The organism is Acinetobacter lactucae (assembly GCF_001605885.1).
Taxonomy (GTDB): Bacteria; Pseudomonadota; Gammaproteobacteria; order Pseudomonadales; family Moraxellaceae; genus Acinetobacter; species Acinetobacter lactucae.
The window spans coordinates 1-25,084 of sequence record NZ_LRPE01000014.1; the positions used below are offsets into that span (position 1 = coordinate 1).

Genomic DNA, 25,084 nt, shown 5'->3' on the forward strand with positions numbered 1-25,084 from the left:
ACCGCGATCGTCATCATCGTCATCATCATAACGGCTACGACCACGGCCGCTTGAGCGGCTACCGCGATCGTCATCATCGTCGTCATCACGACTGCGGCCACGACCATTACGGCCATCATTTTTATGACTTAAGGCACCCGCTTCACGTGCTTCTTCAGACGTAAATTCATGAGCGTTACCACTTGCATGGGCTGCTCGGCCAGCTTCACGAGCTTCTTCAGAGGTAAACTCATGTGCATTACCGCTCGCGTGAGCTGCTCGCCCACCTTTGCTGGCTATTTCTCGTACTCTTTCAGGATCCATACTTGCAAATCCACGATTTGAAGTACCTGTTCTATTGTTATCATCATCTTCATATCTAGTATTAGCCATAGTTATATCTTCCTATATTTAATTATAGTCACTACCGCTTTTGGTTAACGGATTTAAATAAGATAGAAGATTTATAATATTTTCCTACCTAGGCTCTGTATCAATCGATTTAAATGTATATAAAATTAAAATTTTAAATTTTTATAACTCTATTATTTAAATAAGAATTTATATATTTTAAATTCTATTCATTTTTACCTTTTATATAATTATTAACTCATTATTACTCAAGCGCACATTAAAATATATATTTACAATCAGTTTTAAAACTATCATGTAAATAACAAAACAGACTAATTAAAAACAAAAAGTAAAACTACGAAACATTCAAATCTAAAAAAGCACAAATAAAAAAAACAAATAATTTTATTAAAAAACAAAAACATATATCATTACATTTCTTTAAAATCTTTACTTGAGTAATAAAAAATACTATTTAAAAATTAATTTAAGATATTTTGAGTGAGTTAGCCATGAAAGTAGATCAACAATCATCACTTCCACAATATATTCATATTTCTATTCCAGAAATTTTGCTAGGCCATATTAAGTCTAAGAATTCATGGCAAAATTATGATCAAGAATGGAGTTATAGATTAGATCCGCCACATGCAAGCCATCCATTCCAAAGGGACTTATACATTATTAAATCAAAAGATATAAAACAAGAAGATATAAAATTATTACTAGATAATAATATAGTGCATCAAGATAATAAAGCTCCACAAAACATAGAAGGAGCAAAAAAAATTATTAAAGAAATATTAGACTTATCTAATAATATACCGATAGAGAATTGGTTAGAAGATACAGGAAACCGTTCTATTATTGAGAGTATGATTGATAAAAATAAAATAAAGTTAATCGATATTATTTAATTCTTAAATATAAAAATATTTCTTTACATCCTTATATATAAAATAACAAAGACAACTTATTAAAAAATTCATTTTACTCACATTTACGCAATAACAGTTCATCCTATGAAAATTAGATATTCATACAGAGGTAGTTAAAACATGGAAAACTCAACAAATCAGTATCCAACATCTGCTCCTGCACAAGTTCAATCTCATCAACCTGGTGATCAGGAAAAAATGCATCCTGAACCAGAAATTATAAAAAGCTCTCATAAAGGAAGCGAGAAATTAAAAGGTAAAGTTGCCGTTATTAGTGGTGGTGATAGTGGTATAGGCCGTTCTGTCGCAGTATTGTTTGCTCGTGAAGGAGCCGATATTGCAATTCTATATCTTGAAGAAGATCAAGATGCCGAAATCACTAAACAACTCGTGGAAAGAGAAGGACAACATTGCCTTTTATTAAAAGGTGATATTTCTGACCCAGACGTTGCAAAACTAGATATTGATAAAGTTTTACAACAGTACGGCAAAATTAATATTTTAGTGAATAATGCTGGTGTGCAATATCAACAAAAGGAAATTGAAAGCATTAGTAATGAGCAATTAGAAAAAACATTTAAAACCAATATTTTTCCAATGTTTTATCTTACTAAAGAAGCCATTCCTTATATGGAAGAAGGCGACAGTATTATTAATACGACCAGTATTACCAGCTATCAAGGTCATGATGAGCTCATTGATTATGCAAGTACCAAAGGTGCGATTACGACTTTTACGCGTAGCTTATCGAACAATTTAATGAAGCAGAAAAAAGGTATACGAGTGAATGGTGTGGCACCCGGACCCATCTGGACGCCTTTAATTCCTAGTAGTTTCGATGCAGAAACCGTTGCAGAGTTTGGTAAAGATACGCCAATGGGAAGAATGGGACAACCAAGCGAAGTTGCACCTGCTTATCTTTTTCTTGCCTCAGATGATGCAAGTTATATTACAGGCCAGGTTATTCATGTAAACGGTGGTCAAATCGTAAATGGCTAATTATTAAGATATAAAAAAGGCCCTGAAAGTTAAAGCTTTCAGGGCTTTTTTTATTGTTAAGCTGGTACGTGAGCAGCTATTTGTTCTCGTGACCAAACACGATGAGCCATAATCAGGTTTTTGAATTTTTCAGCAATTTGCTGGAATTCATCTTCAACTAAAGTACCTTCATCAGCAACTAAACCTAGCGGTTCAAGTAAATCTGATTTATTTCCTAAAAATGCAATTGGTTTTAAATGTTTGTAAGCTTCGAGTACATAGTGGCGCGCTACACCATCTTGCAACACAACATTTAAGTTATCGCCATCAGGAATGATCACCGCATCGTAAGCAATTGAAGGTTCAGCCATTTGCATACCATCAGCTGTAATAATTTTATTTTGATGATCTTTTACAGGAGCTAAACTTGGCGCCAATAAATGAAGAGTTACACCTTCTTTAATTGCCCAATTTTTCATAGCTTCCAGTTCATCAGATTTCACCAAATTATGGATGAGCACTGCAACTTTTCGGCCTTGAATATCTTCTGGTGGGAAAGCTAAGAAAGACAATTTGGCCGATTTTTCAACTGTAGTTTTCTTATAATCGAGCGTTAAATCAGGCACTTCAATTCCTAAATTAGCGCCTACTTGTCGAGCTAAATCAAGATCAATATTTGCTAAAATTTGTTGAACTTGGCGCTCACGGATGTGTTTTCGTTGCACTTTACTTAGCTCAAAAGTATAGGCGTCGACCACGTGCTTTTGCTCATGCGGGGCAAGACTCTTGTAGTAAAGGCGTGGTTGTGAGAAGTGATCGGAAAAAGTTTCACTTCTTTGACGAAGTTTATGTCCGCTAATCTTTTCAGGATAGCTTTCAAAGCCACCATTTGAAGCTGCGGGTGGTGTTTCTGCCGGCCAATCATTATCAATTGAGTTTGGTTGATATGAAGCCTGACCTTTGTGAATGGTATGTTGGTGAATACCATCACGTTGATTATTGTGGAATGGACATACAGGTTTATTGATCGGGATTTGATGGAAGTTTGGCCCACCTAAACGACTTAATTGCGTATCGGTGTACGAAAATAGACGTGCTTGTAAAAGTGGGTCATTTGTAAAATCGATCCCTGGCACAATGTGTCCCGGACAGAAAGCCACCTGCTCTGTTTCTGCAAAGAAATTGTCTACATTGCGGTTCAAAACAAATCGGCCAATTGGTGTCACTGGAACCAACTCTTCAGGAATAATTTTTGTTGGATCTAACAAATCGAAGTCAAAGTTCATTTCATCTTCTTCTTCGACAATTTGCACACCCAATTCCCATTCTGGATAAACCCCATTCTCAATCGCTTCATAAAGATCACGACGATGGAAATCCGGATCTTTACCTGCAAGTTTTTGAGCCTCATCCCATACCAAAGCACTTAAGCCTTGTTTAGGTGTCCAGTGGAATTTCACAAAATGTGATTTTCCTTCGGCATTAATGAGACGGAATGTATGAACCCCAAATCCTTGAATTGAGCGTAGATTACGTGGAATTGCACGATCTGACATTGCCCAAATGACTGCATGTGCTGACTCAGGTACGAGTGACACAAAATCCCAGAAAGTATCGTGAGCAGTTGCGCCTGTTGGCATTTCTGTATCTGGTTCAGGTTTTACGGCATGCACGAAGTCTGGAAATTTAATACCATCTTGTACAAAAAATACGGGTGCATTGTTACCTACTAAATCGAAATTACCTTCTTGGGTATAAAACTTAATTGCGAAACCGCGGATATCACGCACAGTATCGGCAGAACCACGTGGGCCTTGCACAGTTGAGAAACGTACAAAAATTGGCGTTTGAATACTTGGATCGGTTAAAAATCCCGCTTTTGTAAAACGCTCATTTCCTTCATAGGCCTGAAAGTAACCATGTGCACCTACGCCACGTGCATGCACAATACGTTCAGGAATACGTTCATGGTCAAAATGAGTGATCTTCTCTCTTAAAATAAAATCTTCTAGTAGTGTCGAACCACGGATGCCCGCTCTTAAGCTATTCTCGTTATCCGCTATTTTAACCCCTTGGTTTGTGGTTAAAGCTTCCTTGGTGGCATCATCTCTGACTGAGTCTAATTGTTCAGTTTTTTGGGTAGTATTGGCTTTATTTGCAGCGTCCGCACCAGCCATTTCACTTGTTTTATTTGTTGATTTAACATTATCAGTCATGTTCATTACCTATGTTTTAAAGTTAAACGTGGGGTGAATTAAAAAACTCCAAGAGTTAGTTTTTGTTAAAGGAACTTAAATATGGAAAAAGGAGTTCAACATATTTACGTGTGCTCCATAGACCAATGCTTTTATGGTGTGAATCTGGGGCTAAAAACGGGGTCAGCTTGCATATTTTTATGGCGAGATCAGGTGTCTGACGTATACGCTCTTGCAGTGCGTCTAGTTCGCCATCAGAAATATAACTAAAGAGATAATCTTGAATTCGCTGGCTATTTTTTAGCTCTCTGCTATAAGCTAAAAAGTTAGAAGAATGGTCATTACCGGCAATCCAGTCATGAATAATTTGTCGTTCCACAGGGTTAAATACCCCAAACATTTTTCCATTTTCTTCATTAATCATTCGCCAGAACACGCTTTGTTCGGGGTCAGTATTAAATTTAATCCATTTATGATCAATGAGATGTGTAACCAGCCCCTTAACGTCTTCTGGATTTGATAACCATTGATTAATGGTTTTACATCCAAACTGTCTTGTTTCGTTATGAATGAGCTGCCCCACGAGCGCTTTTCTTTTTAAAATTTTAAGAACTAAATCTTCAAGACTTAAGTTTTGAATAATTTTAGAAGACGAGACGCCATGGCTATTAAGCGCAAAACCGCGCTTCAATTTATTAAAGAAGAGCTCTTTGTCTCTATATTTATCATAAATGTTTTCTATAACTTTAATTGCTTTATCAGCATGTCCGTTATCAATGTTATCGATAGTGATATGCAAATTAAAATATTTAGAATCAATACCAAGTTCCGCAAGCTCATAATTACTGATGAGCAGATGAAGTGGCAGTTGCTCATAGCCTAAATTAAAGCCGACAATTTCTGGAATAAACTCAGGCGGAGCATAACCAAGTGCCAGCTGAATCACGGCATTATGATAATATTCATCTTCTAATAGCAGATCAAAACTATCTAGCCCGAGACTGCGTAGCAAATCATCATAGATACATACATGATTTGCTTTCGGCTCACCTAGCCCAAGCTCTTCTAGATAGGTAATGATAAGGTCATGAAAAACCGGATCATTCCAGTAGTGAACTAAACTATATAACCATGCACCGTCTACTTTTTTAGTTGGAGATACTTTAATTAAAAATTCGAAGGCTTGACCGACATTTTTGAAGTACTCTCTTTCACCACCGTTTTGTCTACGGTTTAGGTAAGTCTGAAATAACTCACAATTTTCTTTATTGTCTTTTTCACACCATTCTTTAATCGTTTTTATAGTTGCAGGAAAATCAATTTCTTTTTGATCTATTTTATCTATTTCTATATTGAGAAAATCTTTTGCTTTCTTCTCTTTTTCAAAACTAGAAATATCAGGATCAAGGAAAAAAACAAATAATTCGTAATAGTTCTGTTGATTATCTTGTAATAAGTCTAATAATCTTTTTTTCACTACAACAGGCATTTCTATTCTCCTTTAGTGAGATATAAACTACCATACTTCAACTAAACTATAAGCCCAGCTTATCTTTGTTGTATTACGTTATTAAGAAATAATCTAAAATTAAAAAAATCATTTTAATTCAATAATTTACAAAATAACACAAACTTACATTCTCATCTTTAGAATAATTTAAGCTACTGTTTTTATAAAAAATATATAAATTATAAATTATAATTACATTCGAGTTACCTTTAAAATTATAAAGAATAAAAACTTAACAAAAAGAAATTAAAAATAATCTTATAAGTAAATTAAAAACAGTTGTAAGGAGAAGAAAATGTTTAAATCATGTTGCAAATTATTAGCACAGGAAAAAATTAAAATCGCATTTTTTGAAAGTGCTTCTGCTGGATATTTAGCTTATCGCTTCTCTTTAAGCCCTTATTCAGGTGATATTCTTATTGGAAGCTTAGTCAGCTATGACTTACGTGTCAAAGAAAATACACTACATATTTCACCTGAACTCATTGAAAAATATACGCCTGAGTCAATGCAAGTCACTGTAGAGATGATCAACAAAGGTAAAGAACTCTTGAAAGCTGATCTTTATATTGCTTGTACCGGGTTATTAAAAAAAGGGGGTTCTGAAACTCAAGAAAAACCTGTAGGTACCTTTTTTTATTCTATTTATTATAAAAATAATTTTTATAATTTTAGACGAATATTTAAAGGCTTACCCTGCCTTAAGCTTAGACAACTCCTCTATTATATTGCTCAAGATATTCAATATATAATATTAGATAATAAAAAATAGCTTTTCTTTTATAAAAGATAACAAATACATATTTGGAAATAATCATAGTGTTTATTTAATTCCAATGTACCTAAATGTAATTTTATCCATCTTCATATTAATTATGTTCATTGATCAAAATTACATTTTATAAAAATCAAGGTTTTATTTAATTTGCAAAGTTACAGTTAAATATAGGGTAACACCCCAAGACTACAAATTAAAAATTTTCATGTTTTAATAAACCTATCTGAAGCTCTCAGATAAAACACACATCATAAATGATATGAGGTAATTAAAGATGAGCACTACTAATAATCAAAGCAATCAACGAGATAATCAGCAGCAACAACAACAGCAAAATGACAACCGTAACAACCAACAGCAACACGGCAATCAACAGCAAAACGATCAACAGCAACGAAACAATCAGCAACAACAGCAAAATGACAACCGCCGCCAACAACAAGGCTCGAATCAAAAAGATTCAGGCCAACAAAACTCAAATAACAATAATCAACAACGCTAACCCGTTGTTGACTTAGATGTCATTTGATGCGGTCATTCATTTTATTTAGGAAGGTGCCCTCACCTTCCTAAATTTACCATAATCATAAAATCAAATAATAGATGAGGAAAAACTGATGACAGATCAAAATAGCGATAACGCACGACTGCCAGCTGGCGACCATAATTATTCTGACACTTATTGGCGCGAAAGTTACGTTACTCGTCCTTATTATCAAGAAGCTCAGCTTACTACTCCCGATCTCGATTATGACAGAGACTTTTCAACAGCCTATGAATTAGGACATCGTGCACGTGCTGAATCGGAACAAGGCACTCAGTTTGAAGATGTCGAAGGCGGTTTGGAACAAAAATGGGAAGAACTAAAAGCTGAATCTCGTTTAAAATGGGAACATGCTAAACAAGCCATTAAAGATGCGTGGAATGGAAGATAAACTCTTCTAATCGCATGCTCCATTGGTTCAAAACATGAGCTTATTTCCTATTGGCCCTCGGAAATAAGCTCTTTTATCATAATTTATTTATTAACTTTGTTTTTTATTAAAGTATTCAATAATTTCTTCCCCATTATTTATAGGTCTTTTGGTAGAAGGATAAATTTTTTCTGATGTATTGACAGGTAGAGCAACTTTAGCAAGGATCGGAGGCAATTTTTCTTGTCCTCCTGTAGTAATTCGCTCAATAAAACCAGCAAGCCACAATACAAACTCTTGTGTATTCTTACTCTTTGGAATAATGCTTAAATCCAATTTAATTTTAGATTCCTGAAGAGGTTTAATCAGTAATTCAGCAAAATCAATATAATTATATAAAAGTTTAAGCTTTGTCCCTTTAATCTCATGTCTGAGCTCAATCATCAAATTGTTAAGATCTTCAATAGGATCATCTGTAAATCCCTTTTTTTCTTTAACATTTTGATATATTTTCTCAGCTATTCTTAAGTACTGGGGCATATCCTTACCTTTAAAAATTATTTTCACTAAAATGAATTTTGGATGAATATAAGTAATTTGTTGTGTTTATTTTATTAATTTTTTGAAACTATAATTTACAGGGGCAACAATTCAGTAACAACAAATTTATAAAAACGCCTCAACTTACTAATTTCTTGATTAATTTTATATTTTCATAAAATTTGTTTTTTTATTATGTTACATATTTTATAGGAAATAACGATAAGAAAACCCACATAAATGTGAGTTTTCTTACACAAAATAATTATGAGTTTTTATCCATTTGTTGAGTAGTTGCTGGATCATTAGAGCCATGCGTTCCTTTATCTCTCGAATCCCGATCTTGACAAGCACTCATACCCATTGCGATTGCAACAACCATACTTACTGCACAAAAAATTCTTAACATTAAAGTCACCCTTTTAACTCTTAAGATGTAGGTTTATGAATAACATTTTCTTATGTTGTCCTACCGCTATGGTTCTCTTAAGTTTTGTAGGTTGTGCAAGCTTTTGTAAAAAGCTCAATAAAATAAATCTAAAAAAATTACTATTCTTGCAATTGATATTTTGATTATTTTTTGGCAATGGCTAATTATTTAATTACATCATATTCATAAAAATAAAAACGCTTATCCTTTTTTCACTTATGTCCTGTTAAGTTAATAACCACAAATAATATACAAATAAACAATTAATAAATATTTGATATATAAACATTAAAACTCATTTCCAAATTTTGTTTGAATGTTTATTCAATCTTTTAAATTCTAAATAACTCATTATTTTATTAATAAAAATTTAAAAATATTAATATTTGTTTATATAAACCAATCTTTTATTTTTGCAATTGACCCGCTTTAAGGCTCAGCTTATGATGCTCGCGCTGACCTATTTTGTCAGTCGGTTTTAGCAGATCGTCTACCTAAGTGCACTAAAAACACGTTTTTTGGTGTGGAGCCCCTCGTGCCTTTGACGGAGGAACGAGAGTGGGACACCTTCGGGTGTGCTGGTTTCTTAGGTATCAGTCTGCTAACCCTCTTTCGTTTCACCACCATAATTAATAGCAGTGATTGGGCGCAACTTCTTTCATCAAGGAGTCTCTAATGACTATTATTTTATATTATTTTATTTTTCTTACTCTTCACTATCCTTTTATTTGGCTTAAAGCAGTTTTAAAAAACTTTCTCTATTTTTTCGCCCATTCAAACACTTATCTCTCTCGACAAAAGATCTCAATATTTAACGCCTGTTAAAGATTAGAACATCTCAAAACCAAACTGAACGATAACAACAACCAACAAAGAGCAATAATGATGTTTTTTTTATATCGTATTGTTTTAATGTGCACCCTATTAATAAGTTCTATAAGTTTAATAGGTTGCAGATCTATTAGTAAAAATGAATTTAATACACATTGTGTTTGGGCAGGCCGTGCACTTTCACAATGCAACTGTATTTATAACTCTTTAGAAAAACATTATTCGCCACAGTTTGTAGAAAACTTACCCAAAGTAAGCTTACAAAATATTGATGCGGATATGCACTTTGTGGAAACAATGAATGAAACCATGGACCAATGCCAGTTAAATGCCAGAAAAAAACTTGATTAACTAATATTTGCATGCTCGACCAAGAAATCTAAAAAGGCCCTCACACGCTTAGGGACATATTTATCATGTCCTATCCAAACGGCGTGAAATTCTTCAGAAGCATTTGTATTCCAGTCTTCAAGAATTTTAACCAACTGTTTCTGTTCTAAAGCTTTTTGGACTTGGAATTGGTTAAGCTGTGCAACGCCAAGGCCTGCAAGCGCTAACTGTAAGATTGCTTCGCCTTGGTTTACTCTTAAAACTTTAGTAGGTGCAAGTGTGATTTCTTGATCATCTTTTTTAAAAAGCCACGTTTTATTTTGGCGTTGGTAACTCACATCTAAAAGCTGATGTTCATATAGCTCTTCTGGGTACTGCGGACAACCATACTTTTCAATATATGCTGGTGAACATACATAATATTTCTGAGTGCTTCCAAGTGAACGAGCAACCAAATTTGAGCTTTTCAAAGGTCCTGTCCGAATTGCAACATCAATTCTTTGCTCAACTAAATTAATCACTTCATCACTCAAATGAGCCTCTAATTCAATTTGTGAATAGCGCTGATTAAATAGAGAAATACAAGGCAATAAAAAGTGCGTCCAATATGAAAGACTGGTATGAATTCTAATTCGCCCTTGCGGCATGTGATTTGCAGTAACTGATTGTTCTAATTCATCTAAGTTATTGAGAATGTGAATACCTTGCTCATAAAATTGGCATCCTTCACTGGTGAGTTGAAACTGACGTGTTGAACGGTTAAGCAGTCTAACTCCAAGCCTTTTTTCTAAGCGTGAAATTAACTTACTCACAGCAGACGGCGTCATGTCACAAGCTCTGGCTACCGCCGAAAAGCTTCCCAACTCGACCACTCGAATAAAAATTGCCAACTCACCAGACCGATTAATATCAAAATATGACATAACAAAATCTATTTATGAATTTCATTCACAAATCTTATTCCGCTTATGTTGCTATAACAAGCCAGTAATTTGTTTCAAGATAACTTTAATTTATTTTAAAGAGTTCACGAGATGAAATTTTATCAACCAGCCTTATTCTCTCTCATTTTATTTACGAGCTTTGCACAAGCAGAAGTACAAAAGAGCCAGTGGGTTACCACTTGGGCAGCCAGTCCCCAAAAAGTCTGGAATAAAGATTTCGTTTTCCCGACCAATATTCCAGAGCAAATATCTAATCAGACCATCAAACAAATCAGCCAAATTAGTTTAGGTGGCGAAGCTGTTAGACTCGTTTTTACAAATCAATATGGGGACCAACCGCTCTATATTGATAAAACTACTGTGGGGCTAGTCAAAGGACAAAGCCTTAAATCAAAAAACGCTTATCCAGTTTATTTCTCTGGAAAGCTTAAAGCACAAATTTTACCTGGCAAACAGCTGATGAGTGATCCAATCCAGCTCCCTGTTCCAGATCATGCGCACTTAATGGTCAATACCTTTATTCAAAAGCCAACTATATTTAAAACTTTTCATTGGGATGCCAAACAAACCAGTTGGCTAATTACGGGCAACCAGACCGCGAACTTAAATACGCCTAGCAGTGTCAAAACCACAACTGCACGATTATTATTGTCGGCTATTGAAGTAAAACCAAAGCGTAAATCCCATGTTGTTGCAGTCGTTGGAGACTCAATTACCGACGGCGCAACTGCAACTTTAGATGCAAATACTCGATGGACTGACTTTTTAGCTAAGCGCTTATCACCACATCAGGTCGCGGTCATTAATAGTGGAATTTCAGGAAATCGACTACTTACAAACGGTATGGGTGACAGTGCTTTAGAGCGTTTGGAAAAAGAAATATTTCAATATTCTGGAGTAAAAACATTAATTGTGCTGGTAGGCATTAATGATATTTCATGGCCCGGTACTGCATTTGCACCTAAACAACAAATACCGACTTTTGAAGCCTTAACCCAAGGTTATAAACGTGTTGTAGATGAAGCTCATGAGCAAGGTATTCAAGTGATTGGGGCAACCTTATTACCATTTTCGGGAGCTTTACCCAATACTCCTTTAGATAATTACTATCAACCCAATAAAGATGAATTACGCCAGCGCATTAATCACTGGATGAGAACCAGCCATACATTTGACGGCGTACTTGATCTTGAGCAAGGCTTAAAAGATCCTAAACATCCTGATCGATTAAATCCAATTTATGATTCAGGAGATCATTTACATCCAAATGATAAAGGCAATCAGCAAATGGCAAATCTGGTGGATTTAAACCAATTAGTTAATCAATAAAAACGTCCAGATACAGGTAGGAAGTTATTCCCTACCTGTATCAATATTGGTTAATTCCCCTCTAACTCGACGTTAAGTTTTGGCGTAATAGACTGCTTTTCTGCTGCATGTCGTCGAAGCACCATAACAGCGAAAAGCGCCAGAATTGCTGGGATTGCGATCATCACGAAATTCATCTTATGTGGCAATTCTAAACCTAATAACAAACCCGTTAAGATAGGTCCGACAATAGCCCCAATTCGACCTACACCAGAAGCACAGCCAATCCCAGTAGAACGCACACTTAATGGATAATATTGTGCAACGTAACTATAAAGAAGAATTGAAGTACCAATCGTTGCTGCCCCTGCAACGGTCACCAAACCATATAAAACATAGGCTGGTGAGTTAAAACCTAAACCGACTAAAGCGATAACACCCGCCAGCAACATTCCCATAATTACTGGTTTTAAATGGAATTTATCAGATAAAATACCCCCACCAATTGAACCGATCATTGCGCCAACATTTAAGGCAAGCAGGAATAAAATACTCTTTCCGAGTGAATATCCTGCTGCCAGCATGAGTTTTGGTAACCAGCTACTTAAGGCATACACCATGAGTAAGCACATAAAGAATACGAGCCAGAACATGAGTGTATTGAACGCACGGCCTTGCTGAAACAATCCCTTTACAGAGCTACCTGTTGGAACATTATCTTCATTAAGCACTAAGTGCGTAGTGATCGTTAGGTTTTGTTCAGGCGAAATTTTTTGAATAATACGCTGTGCTTGCTCAGTCTTACCCGTCTTAACTAAAAAGGTTAAAGACTCAGGCAAAAACTTCCAAATGACAGGTAATAAAAATAATGGAATACCGGCAATTAAAAACATAATTTGCCACCCCTGACTTTCAACCAAATAGCTACCGATCAATGCTGAAAGTATTCCCCCAATTGCATAACCACTAAACATACTCCCAACCAGCGTACTTCTTATACGTTTAGGTGCATATTCTGATGTAAGTGCAACTAAATTAGGCATAACCCCACCAATGCCTAATCCCGCCAAGAACCGAAGAACCCCAAACTCAAGTGGGCTTGATGCAAAAGCACCTAAAAAGGTGAAACCACTAAAAAAAGTCACACAGATTAAAATTACCTTTTTACGGCCTATTTTGTCTGCCAATGTTCCAAAGAACATTGCCCCAAACATCATTCCACATAGTGCCGTACTTGCTAACATCCCCGCCTGTACAGCTGTTAACGACCACTCTTGCATTAGCAAAGGCAATACCACGCCATAAATCACCAGATCGTAACCATCAAAAATAATAATTAATAAACACCAAAGTAAAATACTCCAGTGAAAAGGGGTAAATCTGGCCTGATCAATAACTTCATTTACATTTAATTTAGATGTTGTCATTTACTCACCTCCTTTGTGAGATAAATTCATATTCAATTTTTTAAAACGACATACTGCACCCTAAAGAAAAAACAAATTATTCAAGGTATTATTTAATAAATTAAAAGTCATAACTCGCCATCATATTGAAGCGGTTATCTATCCCGTTACGTCCATCAAAAGTTTCTCGTTCGCCATACACATATTCGACGCCCAAGGTGATTGGTTTGTATGGGTTATAAAGCGCATTCACCCAACCTTGCCAAAGCTCTTTATTTTGGGTGGTGCTATTACGTTGTAATTCAGCAAAACGGTTATCATCTTTGGCTTTCATATAGCCGTAGCCTAGAGTCGAGCGAATTTGCGGTGTAAATTGATGAGTAATACCTAAAGAAACGGTGTCAAATTCATTGCTATGCATATTATTTTGATCATCAATGGCATAGCTACTGTTACTCCATAGTAGGAAACGTCCATCTCCTTTGACATGGTAATAATCGGCTTTAAGTAATGTATCAGGAGTAATTTGGTATTTACCGCCAAAGCCAACACCCCAAGACATTTCCTCATCATTATTGGTTCTCTTTTCGGCAACAAAACTACGCCCCGATAGCATCGAACCATTGGCAAATTTATGATTTAAACGCCCAACCAAAGCTGGTAAACGCATTTTGTTATCGGGGTCTGATGCAGCGGTATATTTCGGGTCTTCAACCGATACGGCAAAACTTGTATTGGCAGTTAAGTTATCACTATAACGAACCAGTGGCGATCTTAATAATGCACTTCCTACAAATGTGCCTGCATCGATCGTTTCCGGATAATATTCGGGTGCAATAAAGGTTGACCACGTTTGACCGACAAGCCATTTGTTAAACGTTAAATAAGCATGGCGTATCCGAAACTGATCACGAGATGTCCCCCCAAAGAAGTCCATTTCTAACTTTCCACCCACGTCACCTGCAGCAGTTGGGGTTTTAAAATTCAACCCAAAGCGTGTCACATTAACCGTGCTGTGCAACTGATCTTTTTGTGCAGATTCTTCTGGGGTGTTTTCGAGCGGAACACCACTAATATTGTTATACATAGCCGATGCGCCCTTCATTTGATAAGAAGCATCTGCCCTTATATATCCATATAAGTTAAATTCTGCACCAGACTTGGTTAACCCTTGCTGTATTGGCTGAGCAGCTTGAGGTATTACAGAATTTGCGAGTTCCACCCGTTCTTGCGATAAAGATTTTTGTGCCTCTATGTTGGCTTGTAGCATAGCCCGCAGCTCTTTCACTTCTTGGCGAAGTTGTGCTATTTCAGGATCTGTTTGACCTGCAAAAGCAGAAGACACAAACAAGGTCACAGAAACTGCCAACAGGCTTTTTTGAACCGTTGTATTTAAAACTTTCATCATGAAATTTTCCTTTTGATCTTTAATTACACTTAAAGATCTCGACATCCTTTTTGTTATGTACCTATCTAAAATAGGTGCTTGAAATTTGCCTTTCTTTCACAAGAAAAGCCTTCGATCATATTTTTTAGACAAAACCTCCCTAAAGCGGCCTGAAAACCACTTTTTAATTTGTTTTAAGTAAAGCTAAATCTTCTAATTTTTTTCAGTTTTTATATTCTCTTCCTCATTGAGAATATGCAGGTTTTATATCCGTATTAACGCTTTCCCAAAGCCATTATTTTTTTGCAATAAACCCTTGATACGTCAAAATTTGCGTATAAGGCTGCACACTTTCAAAACCAGTTCTTTCTAAAAGTTTTATATATCCTTCAGTGGTTAGGCTAAAAAAGTCTTGTGCCATACGCTCTAACATTTTTTGACATTGTTCTTCTGTTAAGCCTTGCGCCAAGCATAAATAATGTAATGCTTGAAGATGCTGTGGGTTTACACACGTCATTAAATCATAGGTCAGCAAAACTGCCTTTTCTTTTAAGCGATCATAGATATCTTTAAAGAAAACAGGTTTCATGTCATCTGCAATAAAATGAGCCACAAGAATAGAAAGTGCAGCATCAAAGCAATTCTCAAGAGGTAAAGCTGACGTTTCGCCGTGAATAAAGGTAACTTGAGAAGATTTATCTAAAAGTTCAACTTGTTCTTGTGCTTTTAGCAGCATCGTTAAAGATGGATCAACTGCTGTAAATTTCCAGTTCGGATGTCTTTTAAGTAAATATTCGAGTTCGTACCCCGTACCACAGCCCACAATTAAAATATGCGCACTTGATGGCGACACCGATTGCAAAATGGCATCCACCTGTTGATGGATCACTTCATAACCCGGAATTAATTTACGAATATGTTGGTCATATCCTTCGACTACCTTGGGGCTATTAAAGTCTTTTGCCATTTCGTTTATCCTCTATTTAAACTGCCTTTAAATTTATAGTTTGCTGCACTTTGAACGGGCTTTAGACTTCTTTAATCAAAGACATTTCCAGTTAAATTAAGCTCAGCTCGCATAATTTCCTGCAATTTAAACTTCTGCGCTTTGCCTGAAGCAGTCATTGGAAACTCATTAAAGAATCGGACATAACGCGGCACTTTATTATGAGAAATATGCTCTTTACAGAATTGGCGAATACTGTCTTCATCAATTTGATGATGTTCATGCAAAATAATACAAGCACAGAGTTCTTCGCCATATCTCGCATCTGGTAAGCCAATGACTTGGACATCGCTTACATCGGGATGAGTGTATAAGAAGTCTTCAATTTCTTTTGGAAAGAGATTCTCCCCACCACGAATCACCACATCTTTAATACGACCTTTAATTTTAATAAAACCGTCTTGGTCCATTTCTGCAATATCACCCGTATGCATCCAGCCAGCAGTATCAATCACTTCTCGGGTTTTTTCTTCTTCACCCCAATAGCCAGCCATCACTGAATAACCACGAACGCATAGCTCACCTAAAGTGCCTTGCGGAACAATTTGCCCTTCTAAATCGACAATTTTAATTTCAACATGCGGATGAACATGTCCAACTGTGCTTACTCGTTTATCAATCGAGTCATTTACCGAGCTTTGTACACTTACTGGCGAGGTTTCAGTCATTCCATAACAAATCGTGATTTCAGACATATGCATACGGTCTATAACTCGCTGCATAATTTCACGTGGGCAAGGACTGCCTGCCATAATGCCCGTTCTTAAGCTCGATAGATCAAACTCATTAAACTGTTCATGTTCTAAGGTGGCAATAAACATAGTTGGCACACCATAAGCTGCCGTGCAACGCTCTTGATGAATAGCTTTTAAAGTTTCTAAAGGATTAAATACCGCCGATGGATAGACCATGGTTGACCCATGCGTAACACAGGCTAAATTCCCCATGACCATGCCAAAACAATGAAACAACGGCACAGATATACACACTTTATCTTGAGGGGTTAAACGAATACCTTCACCGACAAAATAGCCATTATTTAAAATATTATGGTGGGTCAACATGGTCCCTTTAGGGTTACCGGTTGTGCCTGAAGTAAATTGGATATTAATGGTTTCATCAAACTGGAGCTGTTTGGTTAACTGCTTTAACTCTTCTAGCTGTTCTGATGTCGGCGTAGTGACTAAATCACTAAAGCGATGAATACCCGTATGTTGCTGATCATCAATTTTAATAACAAATTTTAAATGTGGTAGTCGTGCTGAACTAAGCACTTTATCTAGACTGGTCGTTAACTCAGGGGCAATTTTTGTGAGTAGTTCTTGGTAATCAGTGGTTTTGAATTGAGAAGCAATAATCAATCCTTTACATGAGACCTTATTCAACACATATTCAAGTTCATGGCTCTTATAAGCTGTATTTAGATTGACTAAAATAATCCCTGCTTTAAAAGCTGCAAATTGGGTTACCGTCCATTCCACACAGTTAGGCGACCAGATGGCTAACCGATCTCCTTTTTTTAATCCCAATTTTAAGAGGCTACAAGCAAAAGCGTTTACCTCATCCTGCAAAGCTTTGTAGGTTAATCGTCTGTTTTGATGAAAACTAACGATTGCCTCCTTTTCAGCATATTGCCGACAGGCCTGATCAAATTGTTCACCAATGGTCATACCCAATAAAGGCTGCGTGCTTGGTCCCGAGGCGTAGCTTAACCGTTCTTGTTGCATTGAATCATTCTCCTTGATTCTTCTAATTCTCTTCTTACCTGATCTAATTGTTGTTACTGCAACTATTTTTCTAAACTGCCTACTTTGTGTTGTTTTATCCTTTATATGCCCTATTTCCTCTGCACAGCATCTACACAAAAGTCAGCAATCTGTTTTGAAAAATAGTCTTTGTGCGCATGATCAAACTTTGTATTTTGAGCTGGGTCTAGGGGTTCAACCACCACATAAGTCATGGCACCGACAACACACAGTGCTGCTGTATTTAAATCATCCAAGACAAACTCACCACTTGCATTTCCATCCGCAAGTATTTTTTTAATACTTTGTTTAATCAATTGCTTCACACGAAAACGCTCATGTTCAACCGTTGAATCGACAGGTTCAAACATGAGTGAATATGCAAGCTGAGGACTATTCAGTGCCCGTTTTACAAAGGTTGCCACAGCCTTATGTAATTTCTGCTTTGCCGATAAATTACTTTCGGTAATCGAATCAATCACCAATAGCTCTGTATTAATGGCCTCAGACAAAACCTCAATCAACACTTGGCTCTTATTATCAAAGTAGCGATAAACAAGACCACTTGATACGCCCGCTTGCTCTGCAATTGTTTGTATTTGCGCGTCTTTAAACCCTCCCTCTGAAATTAACTTTCTGGCTGAACTCAAAATCGACTTACGATTTTGCTCCATCCGCTCTTGCATTAAAGATGATCGTTTATAGCTCATAATTTATTCTCTAACAAATAAAATGAATTGTAAATCATTTTATGAATCTGTATTCACTTTTTTGAAAATTCATTGTATGGTACATCTCAAATACCCACAAAATATTTTATGGACAACAAATATAACCAATAGGATGAAAATATCATGAACCTACGCAGCTTGAATTTCGGTCTAGATGAAACTTTAATTGCGCTTCAAGATTCAGTGGCCGCATTTTGTGCAAAGGAAATTGCACCAATTGCCCAACAAGTTGATCAAGACAACAAATTCCCTGCACATCTCTGGAAAAAATTCGGAGATATGGGCCTTTTAGGTATGACGGTTTCTGAAGAATATGGCGGTGCCAATATGGGTTATCTAGCTCATATTATTGCCATGCAAGAAATTTCTCGTGCTTCGGCAGCCATTGGTTTGTCTTACGGTGCTCATTCTAATTTATGTGTAAACCAAATTAACCGTAACGGTAACGAGCAGCAAAAACAAAAGTATTTACCAAAATTGATTTCCGGTGAATATGTGGGTGCCCTTGCAATGTCTGAACCGAATGCAGGTTCTGATGTCGTCAGCATGAAATTACGTGCCGAACAAAAAGGAGACCACTTCGTTTTAAACGGCTCAAAAATGTGGATCACTAACGGCGGAGATGCAGATGTACTCGTGGTTTACGCTAAAACTGATCCGCAAGCTGGCGCGAAAGGTATGACTGCTTTTTTAGTTGAAAAAGGCATGAAAGGCTTTAGTCACGGCAACCACTTAGACAAACTCGGTATGCGTGGCTCTAACACTTACCCACTGTTTTTTGACAATGTAGAAGTGCCTGCTGAAAACGTACTCGGTGGTGTTGGTAACGGTACAAAAGTACTGATGAGCGGTTTGGACTATGAACGTGCGGTTTTAAGTGCTGGGCCTTTAGGCATTATGGATGCCTGTTTAGATGTGGTGATTCCTTATTTACATCAACGCGAACAATTTGGCCAAGCTTTAGGTGAATTCCAACTTATGCAAGGCAAACTTGCCGATATGTATTCAACTTGGTTGGCATGTAAAGCCCTCGTTTATGCTGTTGGTGCTGCCTGTGATAAAGCTGACCATGACCGCAGTCTACGTAAAGATGCTGCAAGCGCCATTTTATATGCTGCTGAAAAAGCGACATGGATGGCCGGTGAAGCAATTCAAACTTTAGGCGGCAACGGTTATATCAATGAATTCCCTGCTGGCCGTTTATGGCGTGATGCGAAACTTTATGAAATTGGTGCCGGAACTTCTGAAATTCGCCGCATGCTGATTGGCCGCGAACTCTTCAATGAAACCAAATAATAATTATAAATAAGGATGCATCTTATGAACCAATTACAAAGCAAGATTAATGTTCGAAGTGAAGACTTCAAAACAAACCAGCAAGCCATGCAAACATTGGTCACAGATCTCAAACAAGTTGCCCAACGTATTGCCTTAGGCGGTGGTGAAAATGCCCGTCAAAAACATTTGGCTCGAGGCAAACTTTTACCCCGTGAACGTATTGATCAATTGATTGATGTCGGCACGGCATTTTTAGAAATTGGTCAATTGGCAGCGTACAACGTTTATGATGATGATGTTCCTGCCGCGGGCGTAATTGCAGGTATTGGTCAAGTCAACGGCATCACTTGCATGATCGTTGCCAACGATGCAACGGTTAAAGGTGGAACGTATTATCCACTTACAGTTAAAAAGCATTTACGTGCCCAAGAAATTGCCGAACAAAATCACTTGCCTTGTATTTATTTAGTGGATTCAGGCGGTGCTTATTTACCAATGCAAGATGAGGTTTTCCCAGACCGCGATCACTTTGGGCGTATTTTCTATAATCAGGCACGCATGTCGAGCCTAGGTATTGCCCAAATTGCTGTGGTGATGGGGAGCTGTACCGCAGGTGGTGCTTATGTTCCTGCCATGTCTGATGAAACGATTATTGTCCGTAATCAAGGTACGATTTTCTTAGGTGGCCCTCCTCTAGTAAAAGCTGCAACAGGTGAAGTAGTGAGCAGTGAAGACTTAGGCGGTGGCGACGTGCATACACGTCTTTCGGGTGTAGCTGACCATTTAGCTGAAAATGATGAACATGCCATTGCGATTGCACGGAACATTGTTGCTAACTTAAATAAAAAGCCAAACGACTTAAATAAACAAGTTGATGAACCATTGTTTGATGCATCAGAACTCTATGGCGTAGTGCCAAGCGATGCGCGTAAACCTTTTGATGTTCGTGAAGTGATTGCCCGTATCGTAGACGGCTCTCGTTTTGATGAGTTCAAAGCACGTTTTGGTTCAACACTCATTACGGGTTTTGCTTCACTTTACGGTATGCCAGTCGGGATTATTGCCAATAACGGAATTTTATTTTCTGAGTCTGCACAAAAAGGTGCGCACTTTATTGAGCTATGCACGCAGCGCAATATTCCATTGTTATTCCTACAAAACATTACGGGCTTTATGGTTGGTCGCCAGTATGAAAATGAAGGAATTGCAAAAAATGGTGCCAAACTGGTTATGGCAGTTGCCACTGCAAATGTACCAAAACTCACATTGATTATTGGTGGTTCGTTTGGTGCAGGTAACTACGGTATGTGTGGCCGTGCTTATTCACCACGCTTTTTGTGGACTTGGCCGAACTCTCGTATTTCAGTGATGGGCGGCGAACAAGCAGCCAGCGTACTTTCAACCTTAAAACGCGATCAAATTGAGCAAAAAGGTGCCGAGTGGTCAGCTCAACAAGAAGATGAGTTTAAACAACCCATTCGTGAACAATACGAACGCCAAGGCCATCCATATTATGCTTCTGCCCGCCTTTGGGATGACGGTGTAATTGACCCAGCTCAAACCCGTCAAGTACTGGGTTTAAGCCTTGCTGCTGCAATGAATGCCCCTATCCAGCCAACCAAATTTGGCGTGTTCCGCATGTAAGAGGTGTATATGAGCTATCAATTTTTACAACTCGAACAACAAGGTCAAGTTGCCTATGTTTGGCTGAATCGCCATGAACTACACAATGCCTTCAATACAACAGTGATTGAAGAATTGCATGCTTGCTTTAAGCAAATCAATACACGTGATGATATTCGTGTTGTGGTTTTAGCTGGTCGTGGCAAAAGCTTTTCGGCAGGTGCCGACCTGAATTGGATGAAACAGGCAGGTCAGGCATCTTCAGCAGAAAATGAAGCAGATGCTCTAAAACTCGCGCAAATGTTAGATGCACTTGCAACACTGAGACAACCGACTATCGCCCGCGTTCATGGCATTGCCTTTGGTGGTGGTATGGGCTTGGCATCGGCTTGTGATATTTGTATTGCCAGTACTGACGCCAAGTTTGCAACCTCTGAAGTGCGTTTAGGTCTTGCGCCATCTACCATTAGTCCCTATGTGATTCGTGCGATTGGCGCCAGACAAGCCTCTCGTTACTTTTTAACTGCTGAGCGTATTTCGGCACGTGACGCCAAACAAATTGGCTTGGCACATGAAGTCGCAGATGCGGAAGACTTAGACAGAAAAGTTCAAGAAATTATTGATGCTCTATTACTTGGTGGCCCCCACGCTCAGGCTGCATCAAAACAACTCATTCAAATGGTGAGCAACCAGACCATGAGCAATGATTTGCTACAACAGACGGCGCATCATATTGCTCAAGTTCGTCAAGGTAGCGAGGCAAAAGAAGGTCTGAGTGCCTTTTTAAATAAACAACAGCCTGCTTGGGTTTCTAACTCGAATAACAACAATTAAGGACGATCATCATGTTTGAAAAGATTTTAATTGCGAACCGTGGTGAAATTGCCTGCCGTGTGATTCGTACAGCTAAAAAATTAGGTATTGCAACGGTTGCTGTTTACTCTGATGCAGACGCAAATGCACAACATGTCAAACTTGCAGATGAAGCCATCTATATTGGCCAGTCGCCAGCGACTCAAAGTTATTTACAAGCTGACCGCATGATTCAAGCTGCCATTGATACAGGTAGCCAAGCGATTCATCCGGGCTACGGCTTTTTATCCGAAAATGACCAGTTTGCACTTGCTTGCCAACAACACAATATTTGCTTTATTGGCCCGCCAGTCGATGCCATTTTAGCTATGGGTTTAAAAGCTACGTCTAAAGCTTTAATGGAAAAAGCAGGCGTCCCTTTAACACCGGGTTATCACGGAACCAACCAAGATGCCGACTTTTTAAAACAACAGGCAGACCAAATTGGCTATCCAGTTTTAATTAAAGCCAGTGCTGGCGGTGGTGGCAAAGGCATGAGTCTGGTTGAACGTAGTGAAGATTTTCTACATGCTTTAGCCACGTGTAAACGTGAAGCCAAATCAAGTTTTGGTAATGATGATGTCTTGATCGAACGTTATGTGATTCAACCACGTCACATCGAAGTACAAGTGTTTGGCGATACACACGGTAACTATGTGCACTTGTTTGAACGCGACTGCTCTGTACAACGTCGCCACCAAAAAGTATTAGAAGAAGCTCCAGCTCCACAAATGCCAAGCGAGAAGCTTGATGCGATGCGTCAGGCTGCTATTGATGCTGCACGTGCAGTAGACTATGTCGGTGCTGGTACGGTCGAGTTTATTGTGGAACAAGACGGCACGGCGTATTTCATGGAAATGAATACCCGCTTACAAGTCGAACATCCAGTGACTGAAATGATTACCGGTGAAGACTTGGTTGAATGGCAACTTCGTGTAGCTTATGGCGAACCGTTACCTAAACTACAAAACGAATTACAAATTCACGGGCATGCGCTCGAAGCACGAATCTATGCCGAAGAACCTGAAAAAGGCTTTTTACCTGCGATTGGTAAAATTGACTATTTGCACTACCCAACTCAAAACCAATATGTGCGTGTAGACAGCGGTATTGTTGAAGGCGATGAAATCACGACGTATTACGACCCAATGATTGCCAAACTGATCGTATGGGGTAAAAACCGTGAAGCTGCGCTCATTCAAATGCAACATGCTTTAAGCCAATTCCATGTCGATGGTTTAGGCAACAATATTGCTTTTCTTGAAAAAATTGTTCGTAGCGAATCGTTTAAACAAGCCAGACTTGATACCAACCTGATTCAACGTGAACAAAACTTCTTGTTTAGCCCTGAAGATATCAAACCTGAACTTGTAGTTGCAGCAGCATTTATTGAGTTTCTAAGTAAACTTAATAACAACAGCTCAAGTCAAAAACAGCTTTGGCAAGCTCAACCGCTTTGGCGTTTAAATATTGCTTATCAGCACAGTATTAAACTGAATTATTTAAACCAAAATATCCAAATCAAGTTTGCCTCAAATGAAGATGGCTTCACCGCAGAATATAACGGTCAAGGCTACCCTATTTCGGGGCAATTGCATGATGCACATACGGCGTCTGTTCAAATTAATGGAACTCAGCAAAAGCTATCTTTTAACCAAAGTCAGCAAGGCATTACCCTGTTCCAAAATGGACAAAGCTATAAGTTTGCTTATATTCGCCAAGACTTTAATCAATCAGATAGCCAAGCTGATGAAGGCCACCTGAAAGCTCCAATGCCGGGTGTGGTCACTCAAGTGTTAGTCAGTGCAAATCATAGCGTGAAAAAAGACGATATTTTAATGACGCTTGAAGCGATGAAGATGGAATACACCATCCGCGCCCCTAAAGACGGCGTGATTGTAGATTCCTACTTCCAAGTCGGCGATCAAGTCAAAGCTGGCGATGAGCTTGTGGAGTTTCAGCCTGCACAGGAGGAAGTTGCATGAGTGAGTTTGTCAAAATCGTGGAAGTCGGTCCCAGAGACGGCCTCCAAAACGAAAAGCAGGCTTTAACTGTTGAACAACGCTTAAACTTCATTAATGACTTAATAAATGCTGGCCTAAAATCGATTGAAGTGGGTTCATGCGTTTCGGCAAAATGGGTACCACAAATGGCTCAAAGTGATGAGCTATTTAAGCTATTACCCCAAACAACCGATGTGCAATTTAGCTTGCTCACGCCCAACATCAAAGGTTTTGAGACAGCTCAAGCGGTAGGATGCAAAGAGGTTGCGGTTTTTACCGCAGCTTCTGAAAGCTTTACCCGTAAAAATATCAACTGTTCAATCGACGAAAGCTTTGAAAAGTTTAGCGATGTCATGAGCGCGGCAAAAGCACATAACATCCGTGTGCGCGGTTATGTCTCTTGTATTGTCGATTGCCCTTATGAAGGTGCAATTGCACCTGAGCAAGTGATAAAAGTTGTTAAACGGCTCTATGACATGGGCTGCTATGAAGTGTCTTTAGGTGAAACCATTGGCACCGCAACACCAGATCGCGTTCAAAAAGTTTGGCAAGCATGCCTCGCTGAACTCGACAGCAAGGTTTTGGCTGGGCATTTCCACAACACCTATGGCATGGCGATTGCCAATATTTATCAGTCTTTACAGCAAGGAATTCGTGTTTTTGATTCGTCCCTTGCAGGACTTGGCGGTTGCCCTTATGCCAAAGGTGCTTCTGGCAATGTATCGACCGAAGATCTATTTTATTTGCTATCACACATGGGCTTTGAAACTGGTATTGACTTAGAAAAACTGATGCAAGCCAGCCAAAATATTAGCAATGTATTAAACCGAAAAAGCTTGTCGAATTATGCAAATGCTTATTGGCAAACCAAGTGTGCCTAATCATAAATTAAAGTAGGTCAGCATCTGGTATAAGGCTTAATATTAGGCGAAGTACCAGATCATCCTATCTCATCTTTATCTCATTCTGTTCAGGAGTTGGGACTAAATCTCTCATACAATTTTTTAAAATTTATCATTTATCT

The 25,084-nt window shown here is 38.1% G+C and carries 23 protein-coding genes; 12 read left to right on the forward strand and 11 right to left on the reverse strand.

All coding sequences use genetic code 11. The annotated features are described in order from the left end of the window. A partial coding sequence (locus AWW73_RS19070; RefSeq protein WP_240491653.1) for a KGG domain-containing protein occupies window positions 1-372 on the reverse strand: 372 nt, incomplete at its 3' end. Window positions 373-845: 473 nt separating this feature from the next. Here AWW73_RS19070 and AWW73_RS07970 point away from each other — a divergent pair. Continuing rightward, the gene (locus AWW73_RS07970; RefSeq protein ID WP_061874346.1) at window positions 846-1,250 is read left to right on the forward strand and encodes a DUF6367 family protein; all 405 of its coding nucleotides are present in this window, start codon (window positions 846-848) and stop codon (window positions 1,248-1,250) included. Window positions 1,251-1,391: 141 nt separating this feature from the next. Beyond that, window positions 1,392-2,270, forward strand: a complete 879-nt coding sequence (locus AWW73_RS07975; RefSeq protein WP_016141360.1) for an SDR family oxidoreductase — start codon at window positions 1,392-1,394, stop codon at window positions 2,268-2,270. A gap of 56 nt (window positions 2,271-2,326) precedes the next feature. On the opposite strand, the gene katE is transcribed toward AWW73_RS07975, so the two are convergent. Both katE and AWW73_RS07985 read right to left on the reverse strand, forming a co-directional pair. Then, entirely contained in the window at window positions 2,327-4,471 is a 2,145-nt protein-coding gene (katE, locus tag AWW73_RS07980; RefSeq protein WP_081409545.1) for a catalase HPII, read from the reverse strand. A 49-nt stretch (window positions 4,472-4,520) separates the two neighbouring features. Further along, on the reverse strand, window positions 4,521-5,933 hold the full coding sequence (locus tag AWW73_RS07985; RefSeq protein ID WP_016144945.1) for an iron-containing redox enzyme family protein: 1,413 nt from the start codon (window positions 5,931-5,933) through the stop codon (window positions 4,521-4,523). Window positions 5,934-6,249: 316 nt separating this feature from the next. Between AWW73_RS07985 and AWW73_RS07990 the strand changes: the two genes are divergently transcribed. From AWW73_RS07990 to AWW73_RS08000, 3 genes are all read left to right on the forward strand, one after another. Beyond that, window positions 6,250-6,726 (forward strand): CinA family protein, encoded by a 477-nt coding sequence (locus tag AWW73_RS07990; protein ID WP_062849334.1) that lies wholly within the window; start codon window positions 6,250-6,252, stop codon window positions 6,724-6,726. Between the two features lie 280 nt (window positions 6,727-7,006). Then, window positions 7,007-7,234, forward strand: coding sequence for a hypothetical protein (locus AWW73_RS07995; RefSeq protein ID WP_016144943.1), 228 nt, complete (start codon window positions 7,007-7,009; stop codon window positions 7,232-7,234). A 115-nt stretch (window positions 7,235-7,349) separates the two neighbouring features. Further along, the gene (locus AWW73_RS08000; protein WP_016144942.1) at window positions 7,350-7,667 is read left to right on the forward strand and encodes a hypothetical protein; all 318 of its coding nucleotides are present in this window, start codon (window positions 7,350-7,352) and stop codon (window positions 7,665-7,667) included. 90 nt (window positions 7,668-7,757) lie between these two features. Here the strand turns inward: AWW73_RS08000 and AWW73_RS08005 are convergent, their stop codons facing one another. Then, the gene (locus AWW73_RS08005; protein WP_062849335.1) at window positions 7,758-8,186 is read right to left on the reverse strand and encodes a hypothetical protein; all 429 of its coding nucleotides are present in this window, start codon (window positions 8,184-8,186) and stop codon (window positions 7,758-7,760) included. A 265-nt stretch (window positions 8,187-8,451) separates the two neighbouring features. After that, complete coding sequence (locus AWW73_RS19030) at window positions 8,452-8,595, reverse strand: hypothetical protein (RefSeq protein ID WP_016144940.1); 144 nt, start codon at window positions 8,593-8,595, stop codon at window positions 8,452-8,454. 903 nt (window positions 8,596-9,498) lie between these two features. Between AWW73_RS19030 and AWW73_RS08010 the strand changes: the two genes are divergently transcribed. Further along, window positions 9,499-9,798 carry a hypothetical protein gene (locus AWW73_RS08010; RefSeq protein WP_016144939.1) on the forward strand — a complete coding sequence of 100 codons (300 nt, stop codon included), beginning with the start codon at window positions 9,499-9,501 and terminating at the stop codon, window positions 9,796-9,798. On the opposite strand, the gene AWW73_RS08015 is transcribed toward AWW73_RS08010, so the two are convergent. Beyond that, window positions 9,795-10,700 (reverse strand): LysR family transcriptional regulator, encoded by a 906-nt coding sequence (locus AWW73_RS08015; protein ID WP_062849336.1) that lies wholly within the window; start codon window positions 10,698-10,700, stop codon window positions 9,795-9,797. The two genes, AWW73_RS08010 and AWW73_RS08015, sit on opposite strands and share 4 nt — an antisense overlap. A gap of 111 nt (window positions 10,701-10,811) precedes the next feature. On the opposite strand from AWW73_RS08015, the gene AWW73_RS08020 reads away from it, so the two are divergent. Then, on the forward strand, window positions 10,812-12,050 hold the full coding sequence (locus tag AWW73_RS08020) for an SGNH/GDSL hydrolase family protein (protein WP_062849337.1): 1,239 nt from the start codon (window positions 10,812-10,814) through the stop codon (window positions 12,048-12,050). A 50-nt stretch (window positions 12,051-12,100) separates the two neighbouring features. Here AWW73_RS08020 and AWW73_RS08025 read toward each other — a convergent pair whose 3' ends face one another. The 5 genes from AWW73_RS08025 to AWW73_RS08045 form a co-directional block, all read right to left on the reverse strand. Further along, window positions 12,101-13,456, reverse strand: coding sequence for an MFS transporter (locus AWW73_RS08025; RefSeq protein ID WP_062849338.1), 1,356 nt, complete (start codon window positions 13,454-13,456; stop codon window positions 12,101-12,103). A gap of 100 nt (window positions 13,457-13,556) precedes the next feature. Next, window positions 13,557-14,840, reverse strand: a complete 1,284-nt coding sequence (locus AWW73_RS08030) for a DcaP family trimeric outer membrane transporter (protein WP_081409549.1) — start codon at window positions 14,838-14,840, stop codon at window positions 13,557-13,559. Window positions 14,841-15,117: 277 nt separating this feature from the next. Further along, complete coding sequence (locus tag AWW73_RS08035) at window positions 15,118-15,789, reverse strand: class I SAM-dependent methyltransferase (RefSeq protein ID WP_062849340.1); 672 nt, start codon at window positions 15,787-15,789, stop codon at window positions 15,118-15,120. 71 nt (window positions 15,790-15,860) lie between these two features. Further along, a complete protein-coding gene (locus AWW73_RS08040; protein ID WP_062849341.1) occupies window positions 15,861-17,555 on the reverse strand; it encodes an AMP-binding protein in 1,695 nt (564 codons plus the stop codon). Between the two features lie 110 nt (window positions 17,556-17,665). After that, window positions 17,666-18,283, reverse strand: coding sequence for a TetR/AcrR family transcriptional regulator (locus AWW73_RS08045; protein ID WP_016144932.1), 618 nt, complete (start codon window positions 18,281-18,283; stop codon window positions 17,666-17,668). A gap of 144 nt (window positions 18,284-18,427) precedes the next feature. Here AWW73_RS08045 and AWW73_RS08050 point away from each other — a divergent pair, with 144 nt between their 5' ends. From AWW73_RS08050 to AWW73_RS08070, 5 genes are read left to right on the forward strand one after another with little or no spacing between them, the layout of a single operon-like run. Continuing rightward, window positions 18,428-19,600 (forward strand): isovaleryl-CoA dehydrogenase, encoded by a 1,173-nt coding sequence (locus tag AWW73_RS08050; protein WP_031948007.1) that lies wholly within the window; start codon window positions 18,428-18,430, stop codon window positions 19,598-19,600. Between the two features lie 24 nt (window positions 19,601-19,624). Further along, entirely contained in the window at window positions 19,625-21,226 is a 1,602-nt protein-coding gene (locus AWW73_RS08055) for a carboxyl transferase domain-containing protein (RefSeq protein ID WP_062849342.1), read from the forward strand. Between the two features lie 9 nt (window positions 21,227-21,235). Next, the gene (locus tag AWW73_RS08060) at window positions 21,236-22,039 is read left to right on the forward strand and encodes an enoyl-CoA hydratase/isomerase family protein (RefSeq protein WP_062849343.1); all 804 of its coding nucleotides are present in this window, start codon (window positions 21,236-21,238) and stop codon (window positions 22,037-22,039) included. 11 nt (window positions 22,040-22,050) lie between these two features. Then, entirely contained in the window at window positions 22,051-24,042 is a 1,992-nt protein-coding gene (locus AWW73_RS08065; RefSeq protein WP_062849344.1) for an acetyl/propionyl/methylcrotonyl-CoA carboxylase subunit alpha, read from the forward strand. Further along, window positions 24,039-24,941, forward strand: a complete 903-nt coding sequence (locus AWW73_RS08070) for a hydroxymethylglutaryl-CoA lyase (RefSeq protein ID WP_062849345.1) — start codon at window positions 24,039-24,041, stop codon at window positions 24,939-24,941. The genes AWW73_RS08065 and AWW73_RS08070 overlap by 4 nt, the downstream gene beginning before the upstream one ends. Window positions 24,942-25,084 lie beyond the last annotated feature (143 nt).

Bases quoted from the DNA above. Each gene is read 5' to 3' on its own strand.
- AWW73_RS08025 (WP_062849338.1), bottom strand. From the start codon at position 13,456: ATGACAACATCTAAATTAAATGTAAATGAAGTTATTGATCAGGCCAGA.
- AWW73_RS08050 (WP_031948007.1), top strand. From the start codon at position 18,428: ATGAACCTACGCAGCTTGAATTTCGGTCTAGATGAAACTTTAATTGCG.
- AWW73_RS19030 (WP_016144940.1), bottom strand. From the start codon at position 8,595: ATGTTAAGAATTTTTTGTGCAGTAAGTATGGTTGTTGCAATCGCAATG.
- AWW73_RS08035 (WP_062849340.1), bottom strand. From the start codon at position 15,789: ATGGCAAAAGACTTTAATAGCCCCAAGGTAGTCGAAGGATATGACCAA.
- AWW73_RS08015 (WP_062849336.1), bottom strand. From the start codon at position 10,700: ATGTCATATTTTGATATTAATCGGTCTGGTGAGTTGGCAATTTTTATT.
- katE (WP_081409545.1), bottom strand. From the start codon at position 4,471: ATGAACATGACTGATAATGTTAAATCAACAAATAAAACAAGTGAAATG.
- AWW73_RS08040 (WP_062849341.1), bottom strand. From the start codon at position 17,555: ATGCAACAAGAACGGTTAAGCTACGCCTCGGGACCAAGCACGCAGCCT.
- AWW73_RS07995 (WP_016144943.1), top strand. From the start codon at position 7,007: ATGAGCACTACTAATAATCAAAGCAATCAACGAGATAATCAGCAGCAA.
- AWW73_RS08010 (WP_016144939.1), top strand. From the start codon at position 9,499: ATGATGTTTTTTTTATATCGTATTGTTTTAATGTGCACCCTATTAATA.
- AWW73_RS08060 (WP_062849343.1), top strand. From the start codon at position 21,236: ATGAGCTATCAATTTTTACAACTCGAACAACAAGGTCAAGTTGCCTAT.
- AWW73_RS08030 (WP_081409549.1), bottom strand. From the start codon at position 14,840: ATGAAAGTTTTAAATACAACGGTTCAAAAAAGCCTGTTGGCAGTTTCT.
- AWW73_RS08055 (WP_062849342.1), top strand. From the start codon at position 19,625: ATGAACCAATTACAAAGCAAGATTAATGTTCGAAGTGAAGACTTCAAA.
- AWW73_RS08000 (WP_016144942.1), top strand. From the start codon at position 7,350: ATGACAGATCAAAATAGCGATAACGCACGACTGCCAGCTGGCGACCAT.
- AWW73_RS07990 (WP_062849334.1), top strand. From the start codon at position 6,250: ATGTTTAAATCATGTTGCAAATTATTAGCACAGGAAAAAATTAAAATC.
- AWW73_RS08045 (WP_016144932.1), bottom strand. From the start codon at position 18,283: ATGAGCTATAAACGATCATCTTTAATGCAAGAGCGGATGGAGCAAAAT.
- AWW73_RS08020 (WP_062849337.1), top strand. From the start codon at position 10,812: ATGAAATTTTATCAACCAGCCTTATTCTCTCTCATTTTATTTACGAGC.
- AWW73_RS08065 (WP_062849344.1), top strand. From the start codon at position 22,051: ATGTTTGAAAAGATTTTAATTGCGAACCGTGGTGAAATTGCCTGCCGT.
- AWW73_RS07975 (WP_016141360.1), top strand. From the start codon at position 1,392: ATGGAAAACTCAACAAATCAGTATCCAACATCTGCTCCTGCACAAGTT.
- AWW73_RS07985 (WP_016144945.1), bottom strand. From the start codon at position 5,933: ATGCCTGTTGTAGTGAAAAAAAGATTATTAGACTTATTACAAGATAAT.
- AWW73_RS08005 (WP_062849335.1), bottom strand. From the start codon at position 8,186: ATGCCCCAGTACTTAAGAATAGCTGAGAAAATATATCAAAATGTTAAA.
- AWW73_RS08070 (WP_062849345.1), top strand. From the start codon at position 24,039: ATGAGTGAGTTTGTCAAAATCGTGGAAGTCGGTCCCAGAGACGGCCTC.
- AWW73_RS07970 (WP_061874346.1), top strand. From the start codon at position 846: ATGAAAGTAGATCAACAATCATCACTTCCACAATATATTCATATTTCT.